Annotated in this window: 13 protein-coding genes; 3 read left to right on the top strand and 10 right to left on the bottom strand. The window is 57.6% G+C overall.

The genetic code is table 11. The annotated features are described in order from the left end of the window. Nucleotides 1-41: 41 nt before the first annotated feature. The 6 genes from EU557_RS08465 to EU557_RS08440 form a co-directional block, all read right to left on the bottom strand. Complete coding sequence (locus tag EU557_RS08465; protein WP_135529954.1) at nt 42-1,121, bottom strand: NAD(P)-dependent alcohol dehydrogenase; 1,080 nt, start codon at nt 1,119-1,121, stop codon at nt 42-44. A gap of 181 nt (nt 1,122-1,302) precedes the next feature. After that, nucleotides 1,303-3,387, bottom strand: coding sequence for a polyphosphate kinase 1 (gene ppk1 / locus EU557_RS08460; protein WP_135529953.1), 2,085 nt, complete (start codon nt 3,385-3,387; stop codon nt 1,303-1,305). A gap of 86 nt (nt 3,388-3,473) precedes the next feature. Further along, nucleotides 3,474-3,968 carry a SixA phosphatase family protein gene (locus tag EU557_RS08455; RefSeq protein ID WP_135529952.1) on the bottom strand — a complete coding sequence of 165 codons (495 nt, stop codon included), beginning with the start codon at nt 3,966-3,968 and terminating at the stop codon, nt 3,474-3,476. Nucleotides 3,969-4,213: 245 nt separating this feature from the next. Further along, nucleotides 4,214-5,509, bottom strand: a complete 1,296-nt coding sequence (locus tag EU557_RS25935; RefSeq protein ID WP_167855133.1) for a M43 family zinc metalloprotease — start codon at nt 5,507-5,509, stop codon at nt 4,214-4,216. 279 nt (nt 5,510-5,788) lie between these two features. Continuing rightward, entirely contained in the window at nt 5,789-7,135 is a 1,347-nt protein-coding gene (hflX, locus tag EU557_RS08445; RefSeq protein ID WP_135529951.1) for a GTPase HflX, read from the bottom strand. 91 nt (nt 7,136-7,226) lie between these two features. Next, nucleotides 7,227-7,994 (bottom strand): c-type cytochrome, encoded by a 768-nt coding sequence (locus EU557_RS08440; RefSeq protein WP_135529950.1) that lies wholly within the window; start codon nt 7,992-7,994, stop codon nt 7,227-7,229. Between the two features lie 151 nt (nt 7,995-8,145). On the opposite strand from EU557_RS08440, the gene EU557_RS08435 reads away from it, so the two are divergent. Continuing rightward, complete coding sequence (locus tag EU557_RS08435) at nt 8,146-9,285, top strand: glycosyltransferase family 4 protein (RefSeq protein ID WP_135529949.1); 1,140 nt, start codon at nt 8,146-8,148, stop codon at nt 9,283-9,285. Between the two features lie 33 nt (nt 9,286-9,318). After that, nucleotides 9,319-9,861 carry a dTDP-4-dehydrorhamnose 3,5-epimerase gene (gene rfbC, locus EU557_RS08430; RefSeq protein ID WP_135529948.1) on the top strand — a complete coding sequence of 181 codons (543 nt, stop codon included), beginning with the start codon at nt 9,319-9,321 and terminating at the stop codon, nt 9,859-9,861. Nucleotides 9,862-10,113: 252 nt separating this feature from the next. On the opposite strand, the gene EU557_RS08425 is transcribed toward rfbC, so the two are convergent. Further along, the gene (locus tag EU557_RS08425; RefSeq protein WP_135529947.1) at nt 10,114-11,409 is read right to left on the bottom strand and encodes a UDP-N-acetylmuramoyl-tripeptide--D-alanyl-D-alanine ligase; all 1,296 of its coding nucleotides are present in this window, start codon (nt 11,407-11,409) and stop codon (nt 10,114-10,116) included. 57 nt (nt 11,410-11,466) lie between these two features. Between EU557_RS08425 and EU557_RS08420 the strand changes: the two genes are divergently transcribed. Then, the gene (locus EU557_RS08420) at nt 11,467-13,776 is read left to right on the top strand and encodes a T9SS type A sorting domain-containing protein (protein ID WP_135529946.1); all 2,310 of its coding nucleotides are present in this window, start codon (nt 11,467-11,469) and stop codon (nt 13,774-13,776) included. A gap of 151 nt (nt 13,777-13,927) precedes the next feature. On the opposite strand, the gene EU557_RS08415 is transcribed toward EU557_RS08420, so the two are convergent. From EU557_RS08415 to EU557_RS08405, 3 genes are all read right to left on the bottom strand, one after another. Beyond that, nucleotides 13,928-14,749: an amidohydrolase gene (locus EU557_RS08415; protein WP_135529945.1), complete on the bottom strand. Its 822-nt coding sequence runs from the start codon at nt 14,747-14,749 to the stop codon at nt 13,928-13,930. A 245-nt stretch (nt 14,750-14,994) separates the two neighbouring features. Beyond that, nucleotides 14,995-16,161 (bottom strand): methionine aminotransferase, encoded by a 1,167-nt coding sequence (locus EU557_RS08410; RefSeq protein WP_135529944.1) that lies wholly within the window; start codon nt 16,159-16,161, stop codon nt 14,995-14,997. A gap of 158 nt (nt 16,162-16,319) precedes the next feature. Beyond that, nucleotides 16,320-17,111 (bottom strand): PAS domain-containing protein, encoded by a 792-nt coding sequence (locus tag EU557_RS08405; RefSeq protein WP_135529943.1) that lies wholly within the window; start codon nt 17,109-17,111, stop codon nt 16,320-16,322. Between the last annotated feature and the right edge of the window lie 31 nt (nt 17,112-17,142).

Raw genomic sequence — 17,142 nt, 5'->3', positions numbered from 1 at the left:
AACAAGCACCGGGGCCTTTGTACTACATAAGAATTAGGAGGCTAGGCCGGTTCCTTCAACGACTGCATATCAATGACGTAGCGGTAGTGTACCTCTTCGTCTTGCATCTTGTCGAAGGCCTTGTTGATGTCCTGCATCTTGATCATCTCTACCTCCGGCAGAATGTTGTGCTGGGCGCAGAAATCCAGCACTTCCTGGGTTTCCTGAATGCTCCCAATGATGGAGCCTGCCACCGAGCGGCGGTGCATGGCCACCTCCATATTGTTGAGCGGCTTTTTGTAGGGCCCAAGCAGGCCTACGGCCACAATAGTACCATCGCGCTTCAGCAACGATACGTACTCGTTGATGTCGTAGCTATCGGGAATAGTGTTGATGATAAAGTCGAGGCTGAGTTCGTGCTGCTTTAGGGCGTCCTTATCAGAGGAAATAAGCACGTGGCGCGCGCCTAGCTTAATGGCGTCTTCCTGCTTTTCCTTGGTAGAGGTAACCACCGTTACCTCAGCTCCCATGGCGGCGGCCAACTGCACGGCCATGTGGCCTAGGCCACCCAAACCCACCACGCCCACGGCGTTGCCCTGCTTGATGTTCCAGTGCTTGAGGGGCGCGTACGTGGTAACGCCGGCGCACAAAATGGGCGCTACGGCTTGCACATCAAGCGTATCCGGGATGCGGAGCACAAACGACTCTTTCACCACAATGTCGGTGGAGTAGCCGCCGTAGGTGTTAAAGCCGCTGCCATCGGGCTTCATGTAGCCGTTGTAGGTGGCCGTCCAGCTTACGGGGCCTTCACAGTAATTCTCCTCCTTGTCGCGGCACGGCGAGCAGCTGCCACAAGAGTCAATCATGCAGCCCACGCCCACAAGGTCGCCTACCTTAAACTTAGTAACGCCGCTGCCGGCCTGCACTACCCGGCCAATAACCTCGTGGCCGGGCACGCAGGGGTAAATGGTGTTGCTCCAGTCGTTTTTTACCTGGTGCAAATCAGAATGGCACACGCCGCAGTAGAGCACCTCAATGTGTACTTCATCTTCTTTGGGTGCGTGGCGCTCAAACTCCATCTCAGACAGACCGCTGAAGATGGAATTGGAGGCCCCGTAGCCTTTAGCTTTAATACTGTCCATGCAGGTTAGGGTTGGTTGTGAGGAGGATAGTTCAGTTAACCTGTACGCCTGCCATAAGCAGGAGTTGGTACAAAGTTTCATGATGCAAGCCCCACCAGAAACCGACGGTACTGCTCCTTGCCCCACCAAAAAGCCCCATCTGGTAGGATGGGGCTTTGCGTGCTCTTATGCCTGAGAAAAACTACTTGCGCTTCTCTTGACTTAGCTTTTTCAGGTATTCATAGGTCTCAAACTGCGCCCGAACCTTGCCGGCCTCTACATCGTCTTGGCCGATGAAGTTGTTGTGGCAGTCCCGCGACTTCACGTTGTCTTGGCGCTGTAGGTCTAGCAGATGGCGTACTTCGGCCCGCAGGTCGTCTTGCAGAATGGGGAAGGCCACTTCCACGCGGCGGTCCAGGTTACGGGCCATCCAGTCGGAGGAAGCTACGTACACTTTCTCGTGCCCGCCATTGCCAAACACGTACACGCGGGCGTGCTCCAGGTAGCGGTCTACTAGGCCACGTTGGCTGATGTTTTCGCTCTGCCCGGGCAAGTCAGGAATCACGCAGGAGATGCCCCGGATCAGCAGCTCTATTCGCACACCTGCCTGGCTAGCCTCGTACAGCTTCAGAATCATGCGCTCATCCTGTAGGGCATTTAGCTTCAGAATGATGTAGGCCTCTTTGCCCTTCTGCGCCAGCGCTATCTCATGATCAATAAGGGCTACCAGCTTCTCGCGCAGCTCAAAGGGGGCCACCAGCAGGTGCTTAAACACGCCGGTTTTGTCTTGGCGGTCATGGAAATACCGGAAAACCTCCGCCACCTCATGGGTAAGGGCAGGGTTAGCGGTAAACACGCCGTGGTCAGCGTAAATCTGGCTGGTTACCTCATTGAAGTTGCCCGTGCTGAGATACGCATACAGCTTATTCTGGCCTTCTTCCCCGCGGGTAATCAGCAGTAGTTTGCTGTGCACCTTAAGGTCAGGAATACCATAGATGACGTTGGCGCCGGCCTTCTGGAGCTTCTCTGCCCAAAACATGTTCGACTCCTCATCGAAGCGGGCCTTTAGCTCTACCACCACCGTCACCTGCTTGCCGTTTTTGGCGGCTTTCAGCAGCGCCTTGGCCACCTCGCTCTTGCTGGATACTCGGTACAGCGTGATGCTGATGCCGCTTACCTGTGGGTCTTTTGCGGCTTCAGTAATCAGCCGCGTTACGTAGTCGAAGGACTGGTAGGGCGGGCTTAGTAGGTGGTCGCGCTGGGCAATGGCCGGCAGCAGCTTGCCCGTGCGGGGCAGCGTGGGATGAGGCAGAGGCGGCTGAACCTCGTACTTGAGGTGGGAGAGACCTAGATCAGGGAAGCCGAAGAAGTCGCGGAAGTTGTGGTAGCGGCTGCCCTCTACCAGCTCTTCCTTGCCAATGCCGGTTTTCTGCATAATGGCCCGCAGCACCTCCTGGGGCATGGCGGGGTCGTAGAGCAGGCGGGCAGGGTAGCCGGTTTCGCGCTTTTGCAGGCTGCTTTTGATTTTGGCGAGCATATTGCCCGAAACTTCCTCCTGAATGTCCAGCTCGGCATCGCGGGAAAGTTTCAGGGCATGCACCTGCACCTTCTCGTACTTCGGAAATAATTCTGAGGCCCCGCACCGAATTACGTCGTCGAGGAACATCACGTACTTCTCTTCCCCCTGAGCGGGCAGTTGCACAAAGCGGCTGCCGTGGCGCTTGGTGGGTAGCTCCATCACGATAATCCGCTCCTCATCGTGCTTCTTCTTGGCAAGCGGATGGCTGAGGAAGAAGGTGAGGTACACACTCTGGTCGCGCAGGAACAGGTGGTGCAGGTTATCATCGAGGATGATGGGCGAAAGCAAATCCTGCACGTGCTCACGGAAGTACTGCAATACCCACTGGTGTTGCTCGTTCGTCAGGTCGTGCTCCGATACCAAGTGAATGTGCTGGTGGCGCAGCTCCGGCAGAATGCCGTTGCGGAAGGTTTCGCCAAACTCCTGCTGCTGCCGGCCTACCTCGGCCAGCAGGTCCTGCAGCTGCACGGTAGGGTCTTCGCCCAGCTTGGCGCGGGTCTTTTTTTTCAGCTTCACCAGGCGGCGTAGCGTGGCCACACGTACCTTGAAGTACTCGTCGAGGTTGCTGGAGAAAATAGCCAAGAACTTAATGCGCTCCAGCAGCGGAACCTCCGGGTTCTGCGCTTCCTGCAATACGCGGCGGTTGAAGGCCAACCAGCTCAATTCGCGGTTTAGCAGCTGAGGACGAACCTGTTTGGTTTCTTCCATGAGAGAAGGGATGGTGATAATAGGATGCGGGGCCTGCAAATAGCGCACCTGCTTTGATGAGCTATTGAGCTATTGTTATCTCCTCATTAATTCTCGTGCCGAGGATGGTCGTAGAAGTAGAGCTCGGCGTTCGTGCGGTTTACGTCAACCCACCGGTCGCAGGTAAATTTCAGGCAGGCAATGGCCGCCGTAGTCATCTCCGGTATGGGGTTAGGAGAAAGCACGTTGGCAAACTCCGTGAGGGTATTGTTGTGGCCTACGAGCAGCACGGATTCGGCGCCATCGGGTAGCTGGCGTACTACATCAAGCAGGTCCATCACCTCGGCTTCGTAAATGCGGTCGATTACCTGAATTTTTTCGGGGGGGTAGGCCACCTCTTTGGCTACCAGCGCGGCCGTGCTCAGTGCCCGCACGGCGGGCGAGGCCACCAGCAAATCCAGGGTTATGCCTCTTTCCGCCAGCGCTTGCCCCATGGCGGGGGCATCGTCGCGGCCACGGGAGTTGAGCGGCCGTTCTTTGTCGGTTAGGTCGTCGAAGCTCCAGCTAGATTTAGCGTGGCGCATCAGGTATAGAGTCTTCATCGGGAGGAAGAGAAAGAGTGGGAACGAGTCCTTTACTACGGCGCCCGCCAAATGGTTGTGGCCTACGGTAGCGCTTACGCCAACGTAAAGGAACGGAACAAAAAGGACCCGCCGGCTTCGGCGGGTCCTGGAGTAGAAAGTTCAGGGAAGTAGCGCACGGCTAGGCCACCTAGGCCACCAACTAACAGCCTGGCCTACGGATGATAGGCCAGGCTGTTGGGGCATTTAGGAGAGGGGAGGCGAAACTATTCCTTGCGGAAGCGGCGGTGAATTGTGGTCTGACCGTCGGACAGGATAACGTGGTACAGACCGGCAGGCAGGGCGGCTACGTCAAGCGTAGTGGCATTTTCTGCACGCACCTGCTTCATTTCCAGGCCTTGTAGGTCGTATACTTTGGCAGCCCACTGAATGCCGGCTTCCTCGGTGCTCGGCTTTAGCGTGAGGCGGTTGCTGGTAGGGTTAGGATACAGCTCCACCTCAGCTGTTTTGGCTACCAAGGCAGCAGGGGCCGTGCCGCCGGCAGAAGTAAGCAACGAAGCACGGGAACCCCCGGAGGCAAACAGCGCATTAATGCGCGATGACTGGCCTTGGGTAAACATATACATGCAGGCATCATCGGTATAGTCCATGTAGTTCATGAACATGTCGCCGTTGGTCCCATTTGAGCAGGTCACGTGCGGGAAGGAGGGGCAACCGTAGTTGCTGGTTTGCTGAGTGGGCGTATCCGACACCAAGTCGTTGCCGCAGCTGGCATCACCCCAGATGTGGCGCAGGTTCAGCCAGTGGCCTACCTCGTGCGTGGCCGTCCGGCCTTTGTCGTAAGGCTTGGCTGAGCCACCGGGCAAAGAAGAATACAGCACTACTACTCCATCGGTGCTGGCTTGGCCCCCAGGAAACTGCGCGTAGCCCAGTAGGCCCTGGCCTAGATTACACACCCACAGGTTTAGGTATTGGCCCGCGGGCCACGCGTTGGCGCCACCACGCTTGGCGTTCTTTACCGCATCGTTAGAACTCCAGGACGATACTTTGGTTTGGGTGCGCTCAATCCCGTTGGTGGCTCTGCCATTTGGGTCGCGCTTGGCTAGCACAAACTGCACGTTTGTATTGGCGGCCAGCCCCGCAAAAGCGGTGGGTATCAGGCTGGCGTCGGTGTTGGTCTTCGAAAAATCTTGGTTCAGAACGTCAATCTGCGCCTGTACCTGCGCATCCGATACGTTTTGCGCAGTTGTGTTATACACCACGTGCACTACCACCGGAATGGTGATGGTACCCGCAGTAGCGGCAGTAGTAGACAACCGCCGAGCGGCCGCGTTGGCCTCAAATTTACGGGTATGAGCCTCAATGGCCGCCATGCGCTCCGGTAAACGTGGGTCGGCGGCAACTTGCGCCTCGTACACTTCCATAGTAGCGCACTGCCGGCGTATCGGCTGCTCCAGCTTAAAGCGGTCTGACTTAGAAAACTGCAGGTTTTGCGCTTGCGTGGAGGTGGCTAGGCCAGCGCACAGAAGAGCCAGCGTGAGGGAGTAAAAGGTTTTTTTCATGTAGTAGTTGGTTGTGGAAAGGGAAATGGCAAATCGTGAGGGATGTACTAAAAAATGTCAGTTATGGTTGTCATAATTTCAAGAAAAATCAAAATATAATAAAATATATTCAACAAATAGGGGTTCTTGCTGAAATTGAGAAGGGCAAGGGTTGCATTTAGCGCTGTCGGTCTTATCTAAAGACTTGCTTTAGTGTTCTGACTGGGGTTCAGCCAAAAACAAGAAAGCCCCATCGGCCTAGGCCAATGGGGCTTTCTGCTTGATACATGTTGAAGAGTACTAGTCTTCCTCGGTCTCGGTGATTGGATGCACGTTGGGGTAACGCTGCTGCGCAATAGCCGACACATGACGGACCAGCAAAGCACGTAACTCATCAATATTCTCGCGCTCTTGTGCGGAGATGAAGATAACCGGGTCGTGCATCTTGGCCATATACGTGGCCTTAAGCTGCTCTAGCGTAGGACGGGCGGCTGGGGCATCGTCGTCTTCGTTCATGCCTTCAAAACCACCATGATGCTCTACTTGTGCCTCAGGGTTATACAAGTCAATCTTGTTGAAGACCAAGAGCATGGGCTTATCAGCGGCCTCAATATCCTTGAGGGTTTCGTTCACTACCGCAATTTGCTCCTCAAAGGTGGGGTGCGAGATATCCACTACGTGCACCAGCAAATCAGCTTCCCGAATCTCATCGAGCGTACTCTTAAAGCTTTCAATCAGGCGGGTGGGCAGCTTGCGGATAAACCCTACAGTATCGGAGAGCAGGAACGGTACATTCTCAAGTACCACCTTGCGCACCGTTGAGTCGACGGTAGCGAATAGCTTGTTTTCGGCAAATACCTCCGAGCGGCTCAGCATGTTCATGATGGTGCTTTTGCCCACGTTGGTGTAGCCCACTAGTGCCACTCGCACAATGCCTCCCCTTGATTTCCGCTGCGTGTTGCTCTGCTTGTCGAAGTCCTTGAGGCGCTCCTTCAGCAGGTCAATTCGGTCGCGCACTACGCGGCGGTCAGTCTCGATTTCCGTTTCACCCGGTCCGCGCTGCGATACGCCACCGCCACGCTGCCGGCTTAAGTGGGTCCAGAGGCCGGTGAGGCGGGGCAGCAGGTACTGGTACTGGGCCAGCTCAACCTGCGTGCGGGCTGTGGCTGATTTTGCCCGGCTGGCAAAAATATCGATGATGAGCAGGGAGCGGTCTACGATCTTCACCTGCAGCTCGGCCTCCAGATTGCGCAGTTGAGAGGGCGACAGGTCATCGTCGAAGATGACCATACTGATATCCTGGTGCTGCACGTAGGCCTTAATTTCGGCCAGCTTGCCTTCCCCCACGAAGGTGCGGATATCGGGTTTTTCGAGGCGCTGTACGAAACGCTTGATGACTTTAGCACCGGCCGTTTCGGCCAGAAAAGCAAGCTCATCGAGGTATTCCTGCGTTTGCGTGTCGGGCTGGCGCTTATCGGGAACGGCCACCAGTACGGCGGTTTCCTGTTCCAGGGCCGTGTCGTAGGTGCCGTCTTGGTTGGCTTTGGCCAGAATGCGACCCGCACGACCTTTCACGCCATCGGTGGCGCCGGGGTGGCGGGTGCTGTTGCCAGGCTTGCGGCCTTTAGAGGCAGGTTTATTAGCCATAGGTAGTTAACTGCGTGGTAAGAGAGTAGGGTGGGATGAGAGGGGAGTAGCTAGTAAACGGAGTATTAGGTCAGGAAGATGCTGTGGCGCTTTATTGTTTCTTGAGAGTGAGCGAATAGGCCACTACCTGTTGAATTTGCTCTGGAGTAAGCTTATCGGCAAAGGCAGGCATTTTTTTGCTGATACTACCATTTGTAACCTGGTAGATGCGGCCCTGCTGGTTGAGGTTGCTCTTAGTAAGGTCGCGGGCACCGTTGAGGCCTAGACGGCCGTCGGCTCCGTGGCATACGGCGCAGTTCTTCAGGAAAAGGGCTTTGCCCTGCACCAGGTCGTCGGAGGGCGTTGCCTCATCACCCAATGCCGCCGCGGCAGCAGCGGCCATCTCCTGCGAGGTGTTAGGTTCCGCCAAGCGGGAAGGGGCTTCGGCATCGGGAGTGGCGGTGGCTTCGGCTAGGCCAGGGGTGGTGGCGTAGGAGGTGGCCGTAGGATCTCGGCGGAGGGCAACGCTGCCGGTTTCCGCTAGGCCATACACGTAACTAAACCCAAGTAAGGTGAGAACAACTCCCGGCTTGAATTGCCGGCGCATAGAAGCAATAGCCGCGGGCAGAAGTACCAGCACCAGGCCTAGCTTTACCCACAGCCAGCCCGGCGTGGTGCCGGGGTGCTGAGCCAGCAGAATGCCACCAGTGAGTAAAATCAGGATGCCTAGCAGCGAATCAGCAATGCGGGTGCGGGCACGTACAGCGCGTAATTGCTCCTGACGGTTGAGGAGCAGCAAAGCTGCTTTTACAGCATAAAACAGCAGAAACACCAGCACCACGAGCAGGTGTAGGCGCAACAGAATAGGAGAACCAGACATAGGCCGCAAAGGTACGGCTGCTGGCGCTTAGAGCAGGTAAGCGGCCGGAAATTCCAAAATGTAGCAAACAGAAAACGCGCCCGCGCGTAGGAACGCTACCTTTGTGCCCGCGTAGCCTCTTGGCGCCGCGCTTTACTACATACCGCTCAGAATGCGCGTTGCCATAGTCATCAATACAAGTTGGAATATCTGGAATTTTCGGCGCAGCCTAGTAGTGGCTTTGCAGGCAGCGGGCCACGAGGTGCTGGCCATTGCCCCGCCTGATGCGTACTCGGCGCGGCTAGAGACAGAGTTAGGCTGCCGCTACGTGCCCATCTTGATGGAAAATAAGGGTACTAACCCAGTAAAAGACGCCCAACTGGCGGCTCGCTTCTACAAAATTTACCAGCGCGAGCGGCCTGATGTGGTACTCCATTATACCATCAAACCAAATATTTACGGGGCCATTGCTGCCCGCATAGCTGGTATTCCTAGTGTAAACAACGTGTCTGGCCTGGGCACGGTGTTTATCGTGAAGAATCTGGTGAGCAAGGTAGCGCTAGGCCTCTACCGCTTTGCCTTCCGGTTTCCCAAACGCATCTTCTTCCAAAACGCCGACGACCGCCAGCTCTTCGTGGAGAACAAGCTGGTAAACCCCGCCATCACCGATCTGCTGCCCGGCTCTGGTATTGACACCAACAGGTTTCGGCCAGCGGCGGAATTCACCCGGCACACACCCTTTACCTTTCTTATGATTGCGCGTGTGCTCTATGAGAAAGGTGTAGAAGAGTATTTTGAAGCCGCCCGCATAGTGCGTGAAGCCATGCCCGGTACCCGCGTGCAGCTCCTGGGTGGCATTGATGAATCTGGTGGGGTAGGTGTGAAGCGAGTAGTGGTGGAGGAGTGGCTCCGGGCCGGGCATGTAGAGTACCTCGGCACCTCCGACAATGTAGCCGAGCACATTGCGCAGGCCGATTGCGTGGTGTTGCCTTCCTATCGGGAAGGGACGCCTAAGACTTTGCTGGAAGCGGCTGCCATGGGGAAGCCCATTGTGACAACCAACGTGCCCGGCTGTCGCGAAACCGTAGTAGACGGCCAGAACGGATTATTGTGCGAAGTGCGCAACGCCCAAGACCTCGCCGATAAAATGCTGCAGATTCTGCGCCTGCCCGATAGTGGCCTACAGCAAATGGGCCGTGCTGGCCGCCAGCTGGCGGAGCAAAAATTTGACGAGCAAATCGTGCTCAACAAGTATCTACGGGTGGTGGAAGACGTGCAGCCTGCGCGCGCCGCCGTCTCGAAATCTGTCTAACTTGCCCCTCTGAAGTCAAAAATATACACCTGTATGGAGATTAAGCATCATGCCCTGGCTGGGGTAGTTGAGTTTACGCCCCGCGTATTTGGCGATGCCCGCGGCGCATTCTTTGAGTCATTCAGTGAGCGAGTAATGCGGGATGCGGGCGTCGATGTGAACTGGGTGCAGGACAACCAGTCGCGCTCTATGCGGGGCGTGTTGCGGGGCCTGCACTTCCAGCAGCCCCCGTACGCACAAGCCAAGCTGGTGCGCGTAGCCCAAGGCCGCGCTCTTGATGTAGTAGTCGACATCCGCCGCGAATCGCCTACTTACGGGCAACACGTGGCGGTAGAGCTAGATGCTACCCGCTACAACATGCTGTACGTTCCCGTTGGCTTCGCTCACGGCTTTGCGGCCCTTGAGGATGACACGCTCTTCCTCTACAAATGCAGCAATTACTATCAGCCCAGCTCCGAAGGTGGCCTCCTGTGGAACGACCCTGCACTGAACATCCGCTGGCAGCTAACCGACCCAGTTATTTCTCCTAAAGACCAAATTCAGCCGCTGTTAAAAGACCTTCAGAGTCCTTTTTAGCGGTAAAGGAATGTGAAGTGGCCTAGGCATGTCACTGCGACTTGCGCCAAGGCAGTGTAGCTACTACTACTTCCTCTTCACTTCCAATGCTGTGATAACGAAAAGCCCTTACTTCCACTGTGGAGGTAAGGGCTTTTCGTTATCGCAAGGATTTATACTGCAAACAGAGTGGGCTGACTACACTGTTCTTCGAGTGCCTCGTCACACCTCCTCGTTATATCAGAACAATCACTCATTTAATCATTTGCCGTGCTACACTAGCTCCAGTAGAGTTTCCAGGCCCATGCCGCGAGAGCCTTTGATGAGCAGCTGACGATTGCGCAGTGGGTTGGCGCGGAGCCATTCGGCGGCTTCGGGCTTGGTGGCAAAATGCAGGAAGCCGTTGTGCTGAGCATGCTGCATGTGGGAGCCCACCAGCAGCACGGTCTCGATGGGTAGCTCCTGTAGCAGGTGGCCTAGGGCCCGATGTTCGGCTTCACTCTCGGGGCCTAGCTCGAACATGTCACCCAAGATTACGGCTTTGCTGGCGGGGCTGCCGGCACGGGCCGCGAAGCTGCGTAGGGCGGCGCTCATGCTGCTGGGGTTGGCGTTGTAAGCATCCAGCACCACCTCATTGTAGGCAGTGCGCACCAGTTGAGAGCGGTTGTTGGTGGGGGCATAGCCGGCCAGGCCAGCTTTGATGGCCGCATCGGGTACTGCAAAGTATGCGCCCACGGCCGCGGCGGCGGCCAAGTTCGGGAAGTTGTAGTCGCCCGTAATCTGGGCTTCCACCTGCTCGCCGTTGAACAGGCGCAGTACCACTTGTGGCGTAGCCCCTAACAGCTCAGCCGGGTAGGTATCTGCGGGGCCAGGGTAGGTAACGCGCTTCTCTACCACGGTGGCTAGGCCTGGTAGGCGCGCATCCAGCGTATTCACGAAAGCGGTGCCACCCGTGCTGGCCAGGTAACGGAACAGCTCACTCTTGCCTTTCGCAATTCCTTCCTCCCCTCCAAAGCCTTCGAGGTGGGCCTTGCCAATGTTGGTGATGAGGCCGTGGGTGGGCTCAGCCAGCGTACATAGCAGCTCGATTTCGCCCTGGTGGTTAGCGCCCATTTCTACAATGGCTAGCTCATGCTCTCCGGGCTGAATGGTTAACAACGTCAGCGGAACCCCAATGTGATTGTTGAGGTTGCCTTTGGTGTATTGCACCCGGTAGCGCTGACTCAGCACGGCGTGTACCAGCTCCTTGGTGGTGGTTTTGCCGTTAGAGCCTGTAATAGCCAGCACCGGAATGCTAAGCTGGCGGCGGTGATAGCGGGCCAACTCTTGCAGTAGCTCCAGCGGGTCCGGGGCAAAGGTGTAGCGGTCGGGGTCTTGGGCTACCAGGGCTTCGTCGTCAACCACGGCAAAACGGGCGCCGCTGGCCAGGGCCTGGGGTGCGAAGTCGCGGCCGCGGAAGCTGGGGCCGTTCAGCGCGAAAAACAAGGTGCCATTTTGGGGCTGCCGCGAGTCGGTGCTGACGCCCGTGGATGCCGTAAACCGGGCGTAGAGCGCCGCGAGATCTGCCATGCTGTTTATGCGTAACTTGGGAGCTAAGTGAGAAGTAGCCGAAAATACTCGTACTCGATGCGCCACTCTATATTTCTATTGCTGACGGCTGCAACGCTGGCCGGCGTTGCCCGCCAGGCGGCGGCACAAACTACTCAGCCATTCGGGTTTGAGTTCAAGGCTGTCGCAAAAGTAGTGCACGGCACCGATACGCTGCGTAATGCCTGGGCCGGGGGGCTAAACTCGCCCCAGTTTTCCAACATCGACCTCAACGGCGACCAGCAGCCCGACCTGTACCTGTTCGACCGCGCCACCACCCGCTCCATGACATTTCTGAGCGTGACCAGCGGCACGGGCCGTGCTTGGCAATACGCTCCGGAGTATGAAACGCTGTTTCCGAGTGGCCTACAAGGCTGGGTGCTGCTGCGCGACTACGACTGCGACGGCCGGCCCGACCTGTTCACGTATGGCAACGGCGGCGACATTCGGGTGTACCGCAACGTGGCGGGCACTAATGGGCAGCCTAACTTTCAGCTTACCACCAATCAGCTCACGTATTTTGACCCCTCGCCCACCGGCGGAAACGTGAATATCACTACCGGCGGCTATAACCTGCCCGCCATTCAGGACGTGAACGGCGACGGCCGGCTCGACATTCTCACCTATGATTTTGCCTCTACGTCGCCCAGTATCAATTACTATCGCAACTCTACTACCACGGGCTGCGGTGGGCTAGCCATGGTAGAAGCAACCAGTTACTGGGGTGGCATCACGGCGTGTTTGTCGGGCTGCACGGGTTTTGCCTTTGAGCCCGATCTTTGCCGTGCTATACCGCGCCCAAACCACACCGGCGGCTACAACTTGGAGGTAGTAGACCTGGATGGTGACGGTGACCTGGATGTGCTGACCGCCCGCGACAACTGCGCCGAGCTGATTAGCCTGCGCAACGATGGTACCTCGCAGCTGGCGCGTATGACCGCCGCCGGCATCAACCTGAACTTCCCGGCCAGCACTTCGCCGGTGCGGGTGCCCAACTTCCCGTCGGCGTACTTGGTAGATGTAACCTTCGATGGCCGCCCCGACATGGTGGTAGCGCCCAACCTCTACGATAACACCGACACCGTTGACACCCGTGCTTCGGTGCATCTGTACCGCAACACCAGCGCTTCGGGGGCTCCGGCCTACGCTTTCCAGCAGAACAATTTCCTGCAAGAAGGTATGCTGGACGTTAGCGAAGCCGCCGCGCCCACTTTCGGCGACCTAACCGGTGATGGCCTCGTGGATATGCTCATTGGGGGCACCAGCCGCAACACTCCCAACCAACGGTACCGGGCCACCCTGAGTCTCTACCGCAACGTGGGTACTGCTGGTAAGCCCGTATTTGAGCTGGTGACCAGCGACTACCTAGGCCTCTCGAGCCGCCATTTAGTGGCAATTAAGCCCGTGTTGGTTGATCTGAACCGCGATGGCAAGCTGGACCTGGCGTATACCAGCACTCAGCGGACCAGCAATAGCGCGGGCACCATCACAGACGCGGTAGCGCCCCTAGCAGTTATGCTCAACACGGCCAACGCAGGGCAAGCCGCCACCTTTGGGGCGGCTACTTTGCTGAGTACTATCTCTGCCACTGTTAATGATGGGCCCTGCTTCACGGATGTGGATGGTGATGGAATAGTGGACTTGCTGCTGGGCACCAACCTCAACTCTTCCGATATTCCCGGGTTCTCCCTGCGCTACTATCGCAACTCCGGCATGGGCAGCCTAAGCCAAGCCTTTACGCTGGTTAACAGTGACTACGGCCAAATCCGGGTGAGTGATGGTTCCCGCCCTGGTAACCTGCACCCCGTGGTAGCCGACTTCGATGGAGACTCTTTCCCGGATTTGCTTACGGCAGATGGCTCTGGCGAAATACGGCTGTACTCTAACTTCCGGGCGCAAACAGGGGCGTTTCTGCCTCGCACCGACTTGTTCTTTAACCCGCTGGTAGGCCAGTTCCAAAATGCCCGGCTCGGTGCAGTGTCCCGCGCCCGTTTCGCCCCGGCCGTGGCCGATGTTAATCAGGATGGTAGCCCGGAGCTTTATCTGGGAACGGAGGCCGGCGGAGTTCTCTCATTCAGTATTCGCAGCCGGGTGCTGACGTCGGCTCCTGCCGCAGCGGCGCTACCCTTGCAGCTGTACCCTAACCCCGCTACCACCGCAGTTACTATTGAGGCAGCGCGCCCCGTGCGGTTTACACTGCTAGATGTAACTGGCCGCGTACTCCGTCGGCAGATGCAGGTGTTGCGTACTCACACGCTCTCCCTGAGTGGCCTAGCCCCGGGCGTTTACCTCATCCGCTGCGAAACCGAAACCGGCGAACAAGCCGTCAAGCGCTTGGTAGTGCAGTAACCCCAAATTACGCCCGGCACAACGCATTCGAAGAAAAGCGCTACTTGCCGAGCCCATCAGTTCTACGCTAAGAAAAGCCCTTACATCTTGAGTAGATGTAAGGGCTTTACGTTTTCTGGGCCTGCCGCTGTGCGGAGCATGGCTAGAAGGGTTATGAGTTATGAGGCTTGAGCCTTTCTTGTGGTACCAAGGCCTCGCGGAGTTCAAATGGGTCGCCATCTGCCAGCGCCGGAAATCGCTCCCGGAAGGATTCAAGGTCGGCGCGGCGCAGGGTGCGGGTGATGCTGGTTTCTTGGTTGCCCACTTCCACTAAGTATTCACCACGCATATCCAGCAGGGCAGAGTCGCCGGCGTAGGCTAGGCTATTGCCATCGATGCCAACGCGGTTGACGCCTATGGTGTAGGCCAGGTTCTCGATGGCGCGGGCGCGCAGCAGCGTAATCCAAGCGGTACGGCGGGTAGCGGGCCAGTTGGCCACGTAGAGGAGTAGGTCGTAGGGGTGCTCGGGCTGGTTACGGCTCCATACCGGGAAGCGCAGGTCGTAGCATACCAGCGGACAAATGCGCCAGCCGCGCCATTCCTCAATAAGGCGTTCTGTGCCGGCCGTAAACACTTCGTGCTCTTTGGCCATGGTAAAGAGGTGGCGCTTGTTGTAGTAGCTGAAGGTACCATCAGGCCTCACCCAGAGTAGCCGGTTGTAAAAGCGGCCTTCCTCCGTAATTATAATGCTGCCCGTGACCACCGCGTCGCGCTGGGCGGCTACTTCCTGCATCCACTGCAGCGTGGGGCCATGCAGGGGTTCAGCCAGAGCTTCCGCGTTCATGCTGAAGCCCGTGGTGAACATTTCCGGCAGCACAATCAGATCAGTGCTGATGGAGATTTTGTCGATGTGCCGCCTTAAATCCTGGCGGTTCGTGTGCGGATCGTGCCAATGCAACGACGCCTGCACAAAGGATATGGTAAGGTCAGACAAAGCGGAGAATATTGCAGGTGACAGGAAGGCCGAGAGGCATATCAGGCAAAAGATACAGGAGAACCTCCAAAAAAGTGTGGTGTACTAACAAAGAGCCTAACTCTTTGCATGGCGTGGCAGGCCTACGCCATTCCTGCTCTAGCCTAGGCCATCTCGTACTAGACGCAAGCAATTTTGCTTCCAAAACCACGCCAAGCGGTGCTTACTAGGGCGGGCAGATGTGCCGCGCTTCTTTACCCACTAGGCTAGGCCAAGCCCTGCTGCAGGCGCTGAGCGGCGGCACGTAATGTGCTTTCCTGTTTGGCAAAACAGAAGCGCACCAAGCTGTGGTCTTGGCCGTCGTGATAAAACGCCGAAATGGGGACTACTGCCACGCCCGTTTCTTGGGTGAGGCGCCGGGCAAACGTTACGTCGTCGGTGCCGGGAGACAAAGCGCTGAAGTTCGCTACCTGAAAGTAGGCCCCCTCCACAGGCAATAGGCGGAAGCCCGTAGGCGCTAGCAGCTCCCGGAACAAGTCGCGCTTCTGCTGATAAAAGGCTGGTAGCGTTTCAAAAAGAGTCGCGTCCGGCAGCACATCTGCCAGGGCGTGCTGGGTAGGAGTGCTTACGCTAAACGTCACGAACTGATGCACGCGCCGCAGCTCAGTGGTGAGAGCAGGCGGCGCCACACAGTAACCAACCTTCCACCCGGTGGCGTGGTAGGTTTTGCCAAATGAAGAAAGCACAAACGCCCGCTCGCGCAGCTCAGGGTTTTGCAACACGCTGTGGTGGGGCTGCCCATCAAACACCATATGCTCATACACCTCATCGCTGAGTACGAGAGTAGTAGTGTCGCGCAGGAGCTCAGCTAGGGTGGTTAAGTCTTGAGGAGTGAGCACGGCCCCGGTTGGGTTGTTGGGCGTGTTGAGCATAATGAGACGGGTGCGGGGCGTAAGCGCTGCCTTTACCCGGTCCCAATCGGGCCGAAATTCGGGGAGAGTCAGGGGAACGTACACCGGCACGCCGCCCTGCAGCCGGATGGCTGGGCCGTACAGGTCGTAGGCGGGTTCCAGCACCAGTACCTCATCGCCGGGGTGCACTACGGCGGCCAATACGGCATACAAGGCCTCGGTAGCGCCGCTCGTGACAGTAATTTCCGTGGCTGGGTCGGGGGCTGCTACGCCGTACACGTGCGCCGTTTTCTGGCTGATGGCTTCGCGCAGCCGCGGTAGGCCAGGCATGGGGGCATATTGCTGGTGGCCGGGCGTAGTTACGTGTTGGGCTAGTGCGGCCAGTAACGCCTGCGGCGGGTCGTAGTCGGGGAAGCCTTGCGCCAGGTTGATGGCCCCATGTTCCTGGGCCAGCTGGGTCATCACCGAAAAAATACTGGTGCCCACGTCGGGCAGCTTGGAGCGGAGCAAAGGCGAGGCCATGCGGAATAGCTAGCTGAATAAGTAGTTCGCCAAAGTACGCACGGCGCGCCACGTGGCCTAGCGGCTTTTACGAAAGCTAGGCCTCTGCAAGCGCAGCACCAGTTGGTAGCCTATCAGCCGTAGGCCAGGTGGCCAGGGGTAGCTATAAGGGCATTGCGCTACCCTTCGTTACTAACGTCGCGCATGGCGCCCACCATACGCACGGGTAAACCAGTAGCATCGTGAATTACGCAGGCGCGGTCCTGGATGGTGAGGTAGCGGCCGTCGGCGCGGCGCAGGCGGTACGTCGATTCCAGCAGCTTAGAAGTGGTCGTCAGGTCCGACTGCACGCCGCTCGTTACCCGATCCAGATCATCGGGGTGAATAAGGCTCAGCCAGAAGGATATTGTTTCGGTGTTGGGGCGAGGTGGGTGGCCTACCAGCTGCCAAAACTCCTCGCTGTACCACATGCGGCCGGAGTTGATGTCCCAGTCCCAGATTAGGTCATTGGTGGCGCGGGCCATGAGCTCGAACAGCTCCCGGCCGCGGCGCTCCTGCATTTCGGTGCGCTTCTGCTCATCAATATCGGTGGAGGTGCCCAGCCAGCCCAGCAGCTCGCCGGTTATGGAATACAGTGGCACCACCCGATCGAGGTACCAGCGGTAGCGCCCATCCTGGCCTAGCCAGCGCAGATGCAGCTCCAGCGTCTGTCCATTGGGGAGGTGGCGCAGTTGAGCATCGGCGGCGTCGGCGCGGTCATCGGGGTGCAGATACTCTATAAACCCTCCATCGGTCAGCACATTTTCCGGCGCCCCAGTGTAGCTGAACCAACGCGCGTTGCAATGAATCACGGTGCCATCGGGAGTAGAGAGCCAGGCCAGATGAGGCAGGGCGTCGAGCATGGGCACGGGATGCAACTCCCGCATAAGGAGGCGGGCCGCGTCGGTTTCAACAGTATCAGACCAGAGCATGTGGGAGAGGAGAAAGTGCAATAAGAGCCAG

Source organism: Hymenobacter wooponensis, assembly GCF_004745865.1.
GTDB lineage: Bacteria > Bacteroidota > Bacteroidia > Cytophagales > Hymenobacteraceae > Hymenobacter > Hymenobacter wooponensis.
Note: the sequence above shows the minus strand (reverse complement) of the source record. Positions and strands in the feature narration are given on the sequence as shown.

Excerpts from the sequence above, each read along its gene's own strand:
- EU557_RS08405 (WP_135529943.1), bottom strand. The coding sequence starts at position 17,111 with ATGCTCTGGTCTGATACTGTTGAAACCGACGCGGCCCGCCTCCTTATG.
- EU557_RS25935 (WP_167855133.1), bottom strand. The coding sequence starts at position 5,509 with ATGAAAAAAACCTTTTACTCCCTCACGCTGGCTCTTCTGTGCGCTGGC.
- EU557_RS08465 (WP_135529954.1), bottom strand. The coding sequence starts at position 1,121 with ATGGACAGTATTAAAGCTAAAGGCTACGGGGCCTCCAATTCCATCTTC.
- EU557_RS08410 (WP_135529944.1), bottom strand. The coding sequence starts at position 16,161 with ATGGCCTCGCCTTTGCTCCGCTCCAAGCTGCCCGACGTGGGCACCAGT.
- rfbC (WP_135529948.1), top strand. The coding sequence starts at position 9,319 with ATGGAGATTAAGCATCATGCCCTGGCTGGGGTAGTTGAGTTTACGCCC.
- EU557_RS08420 (WP_135529946.1), top strand. The coding sequence starts at position 11,467 with ATGCGCCACTCTATATTTCTATTGCTGACGGCTGCAACGCTGGCCGGC.
- hflX (WP_135529951.1), bottom strand. The coding sequence starts at position 7,135 with ATGGCTAATAAACCTGCCTCTAAAGGCCGCAAGCCTGGCAACAGCACC.
- ppk1 (WP_135529953.1), bottom strand. The coding sequence starts at position 3,387 with ATGGAAGAAACCAAACAGGTTCGTCCTCAGCTGCTAAACCGCGAATTG.
- EU557_RS08425 (WP_135529947.1), bottom strand. The coding sequence starts at position 11,409 with ATGGCAGATCTCGCGGCGCTCTACGCCCGGTTTACGGCATCCACGGGC.
- EU557_RS08455 (WP_135529952.1), bottom strand. The coding sequence starts at position 3,968 with ATGAAGACTCTATACCTGATGCGCCACGCTAAATCTAGCTGGAGCTTC.
- EU557_RS08435 (WP_135529949.1), top strand. The coding sequence starts at position 8,146 with ATGCGCGTTGCCATAGTCATCAATACAAGTTGGAATATCTGGAATTTT.
- EU557_RS08440 (WP_135529950.1), bottom strand. The coding sequence starts at position 7,994 with ATGTCTGGTTCTCCTATTCTGTTGCGCCTACACCTGCTCGTGGTGCTG.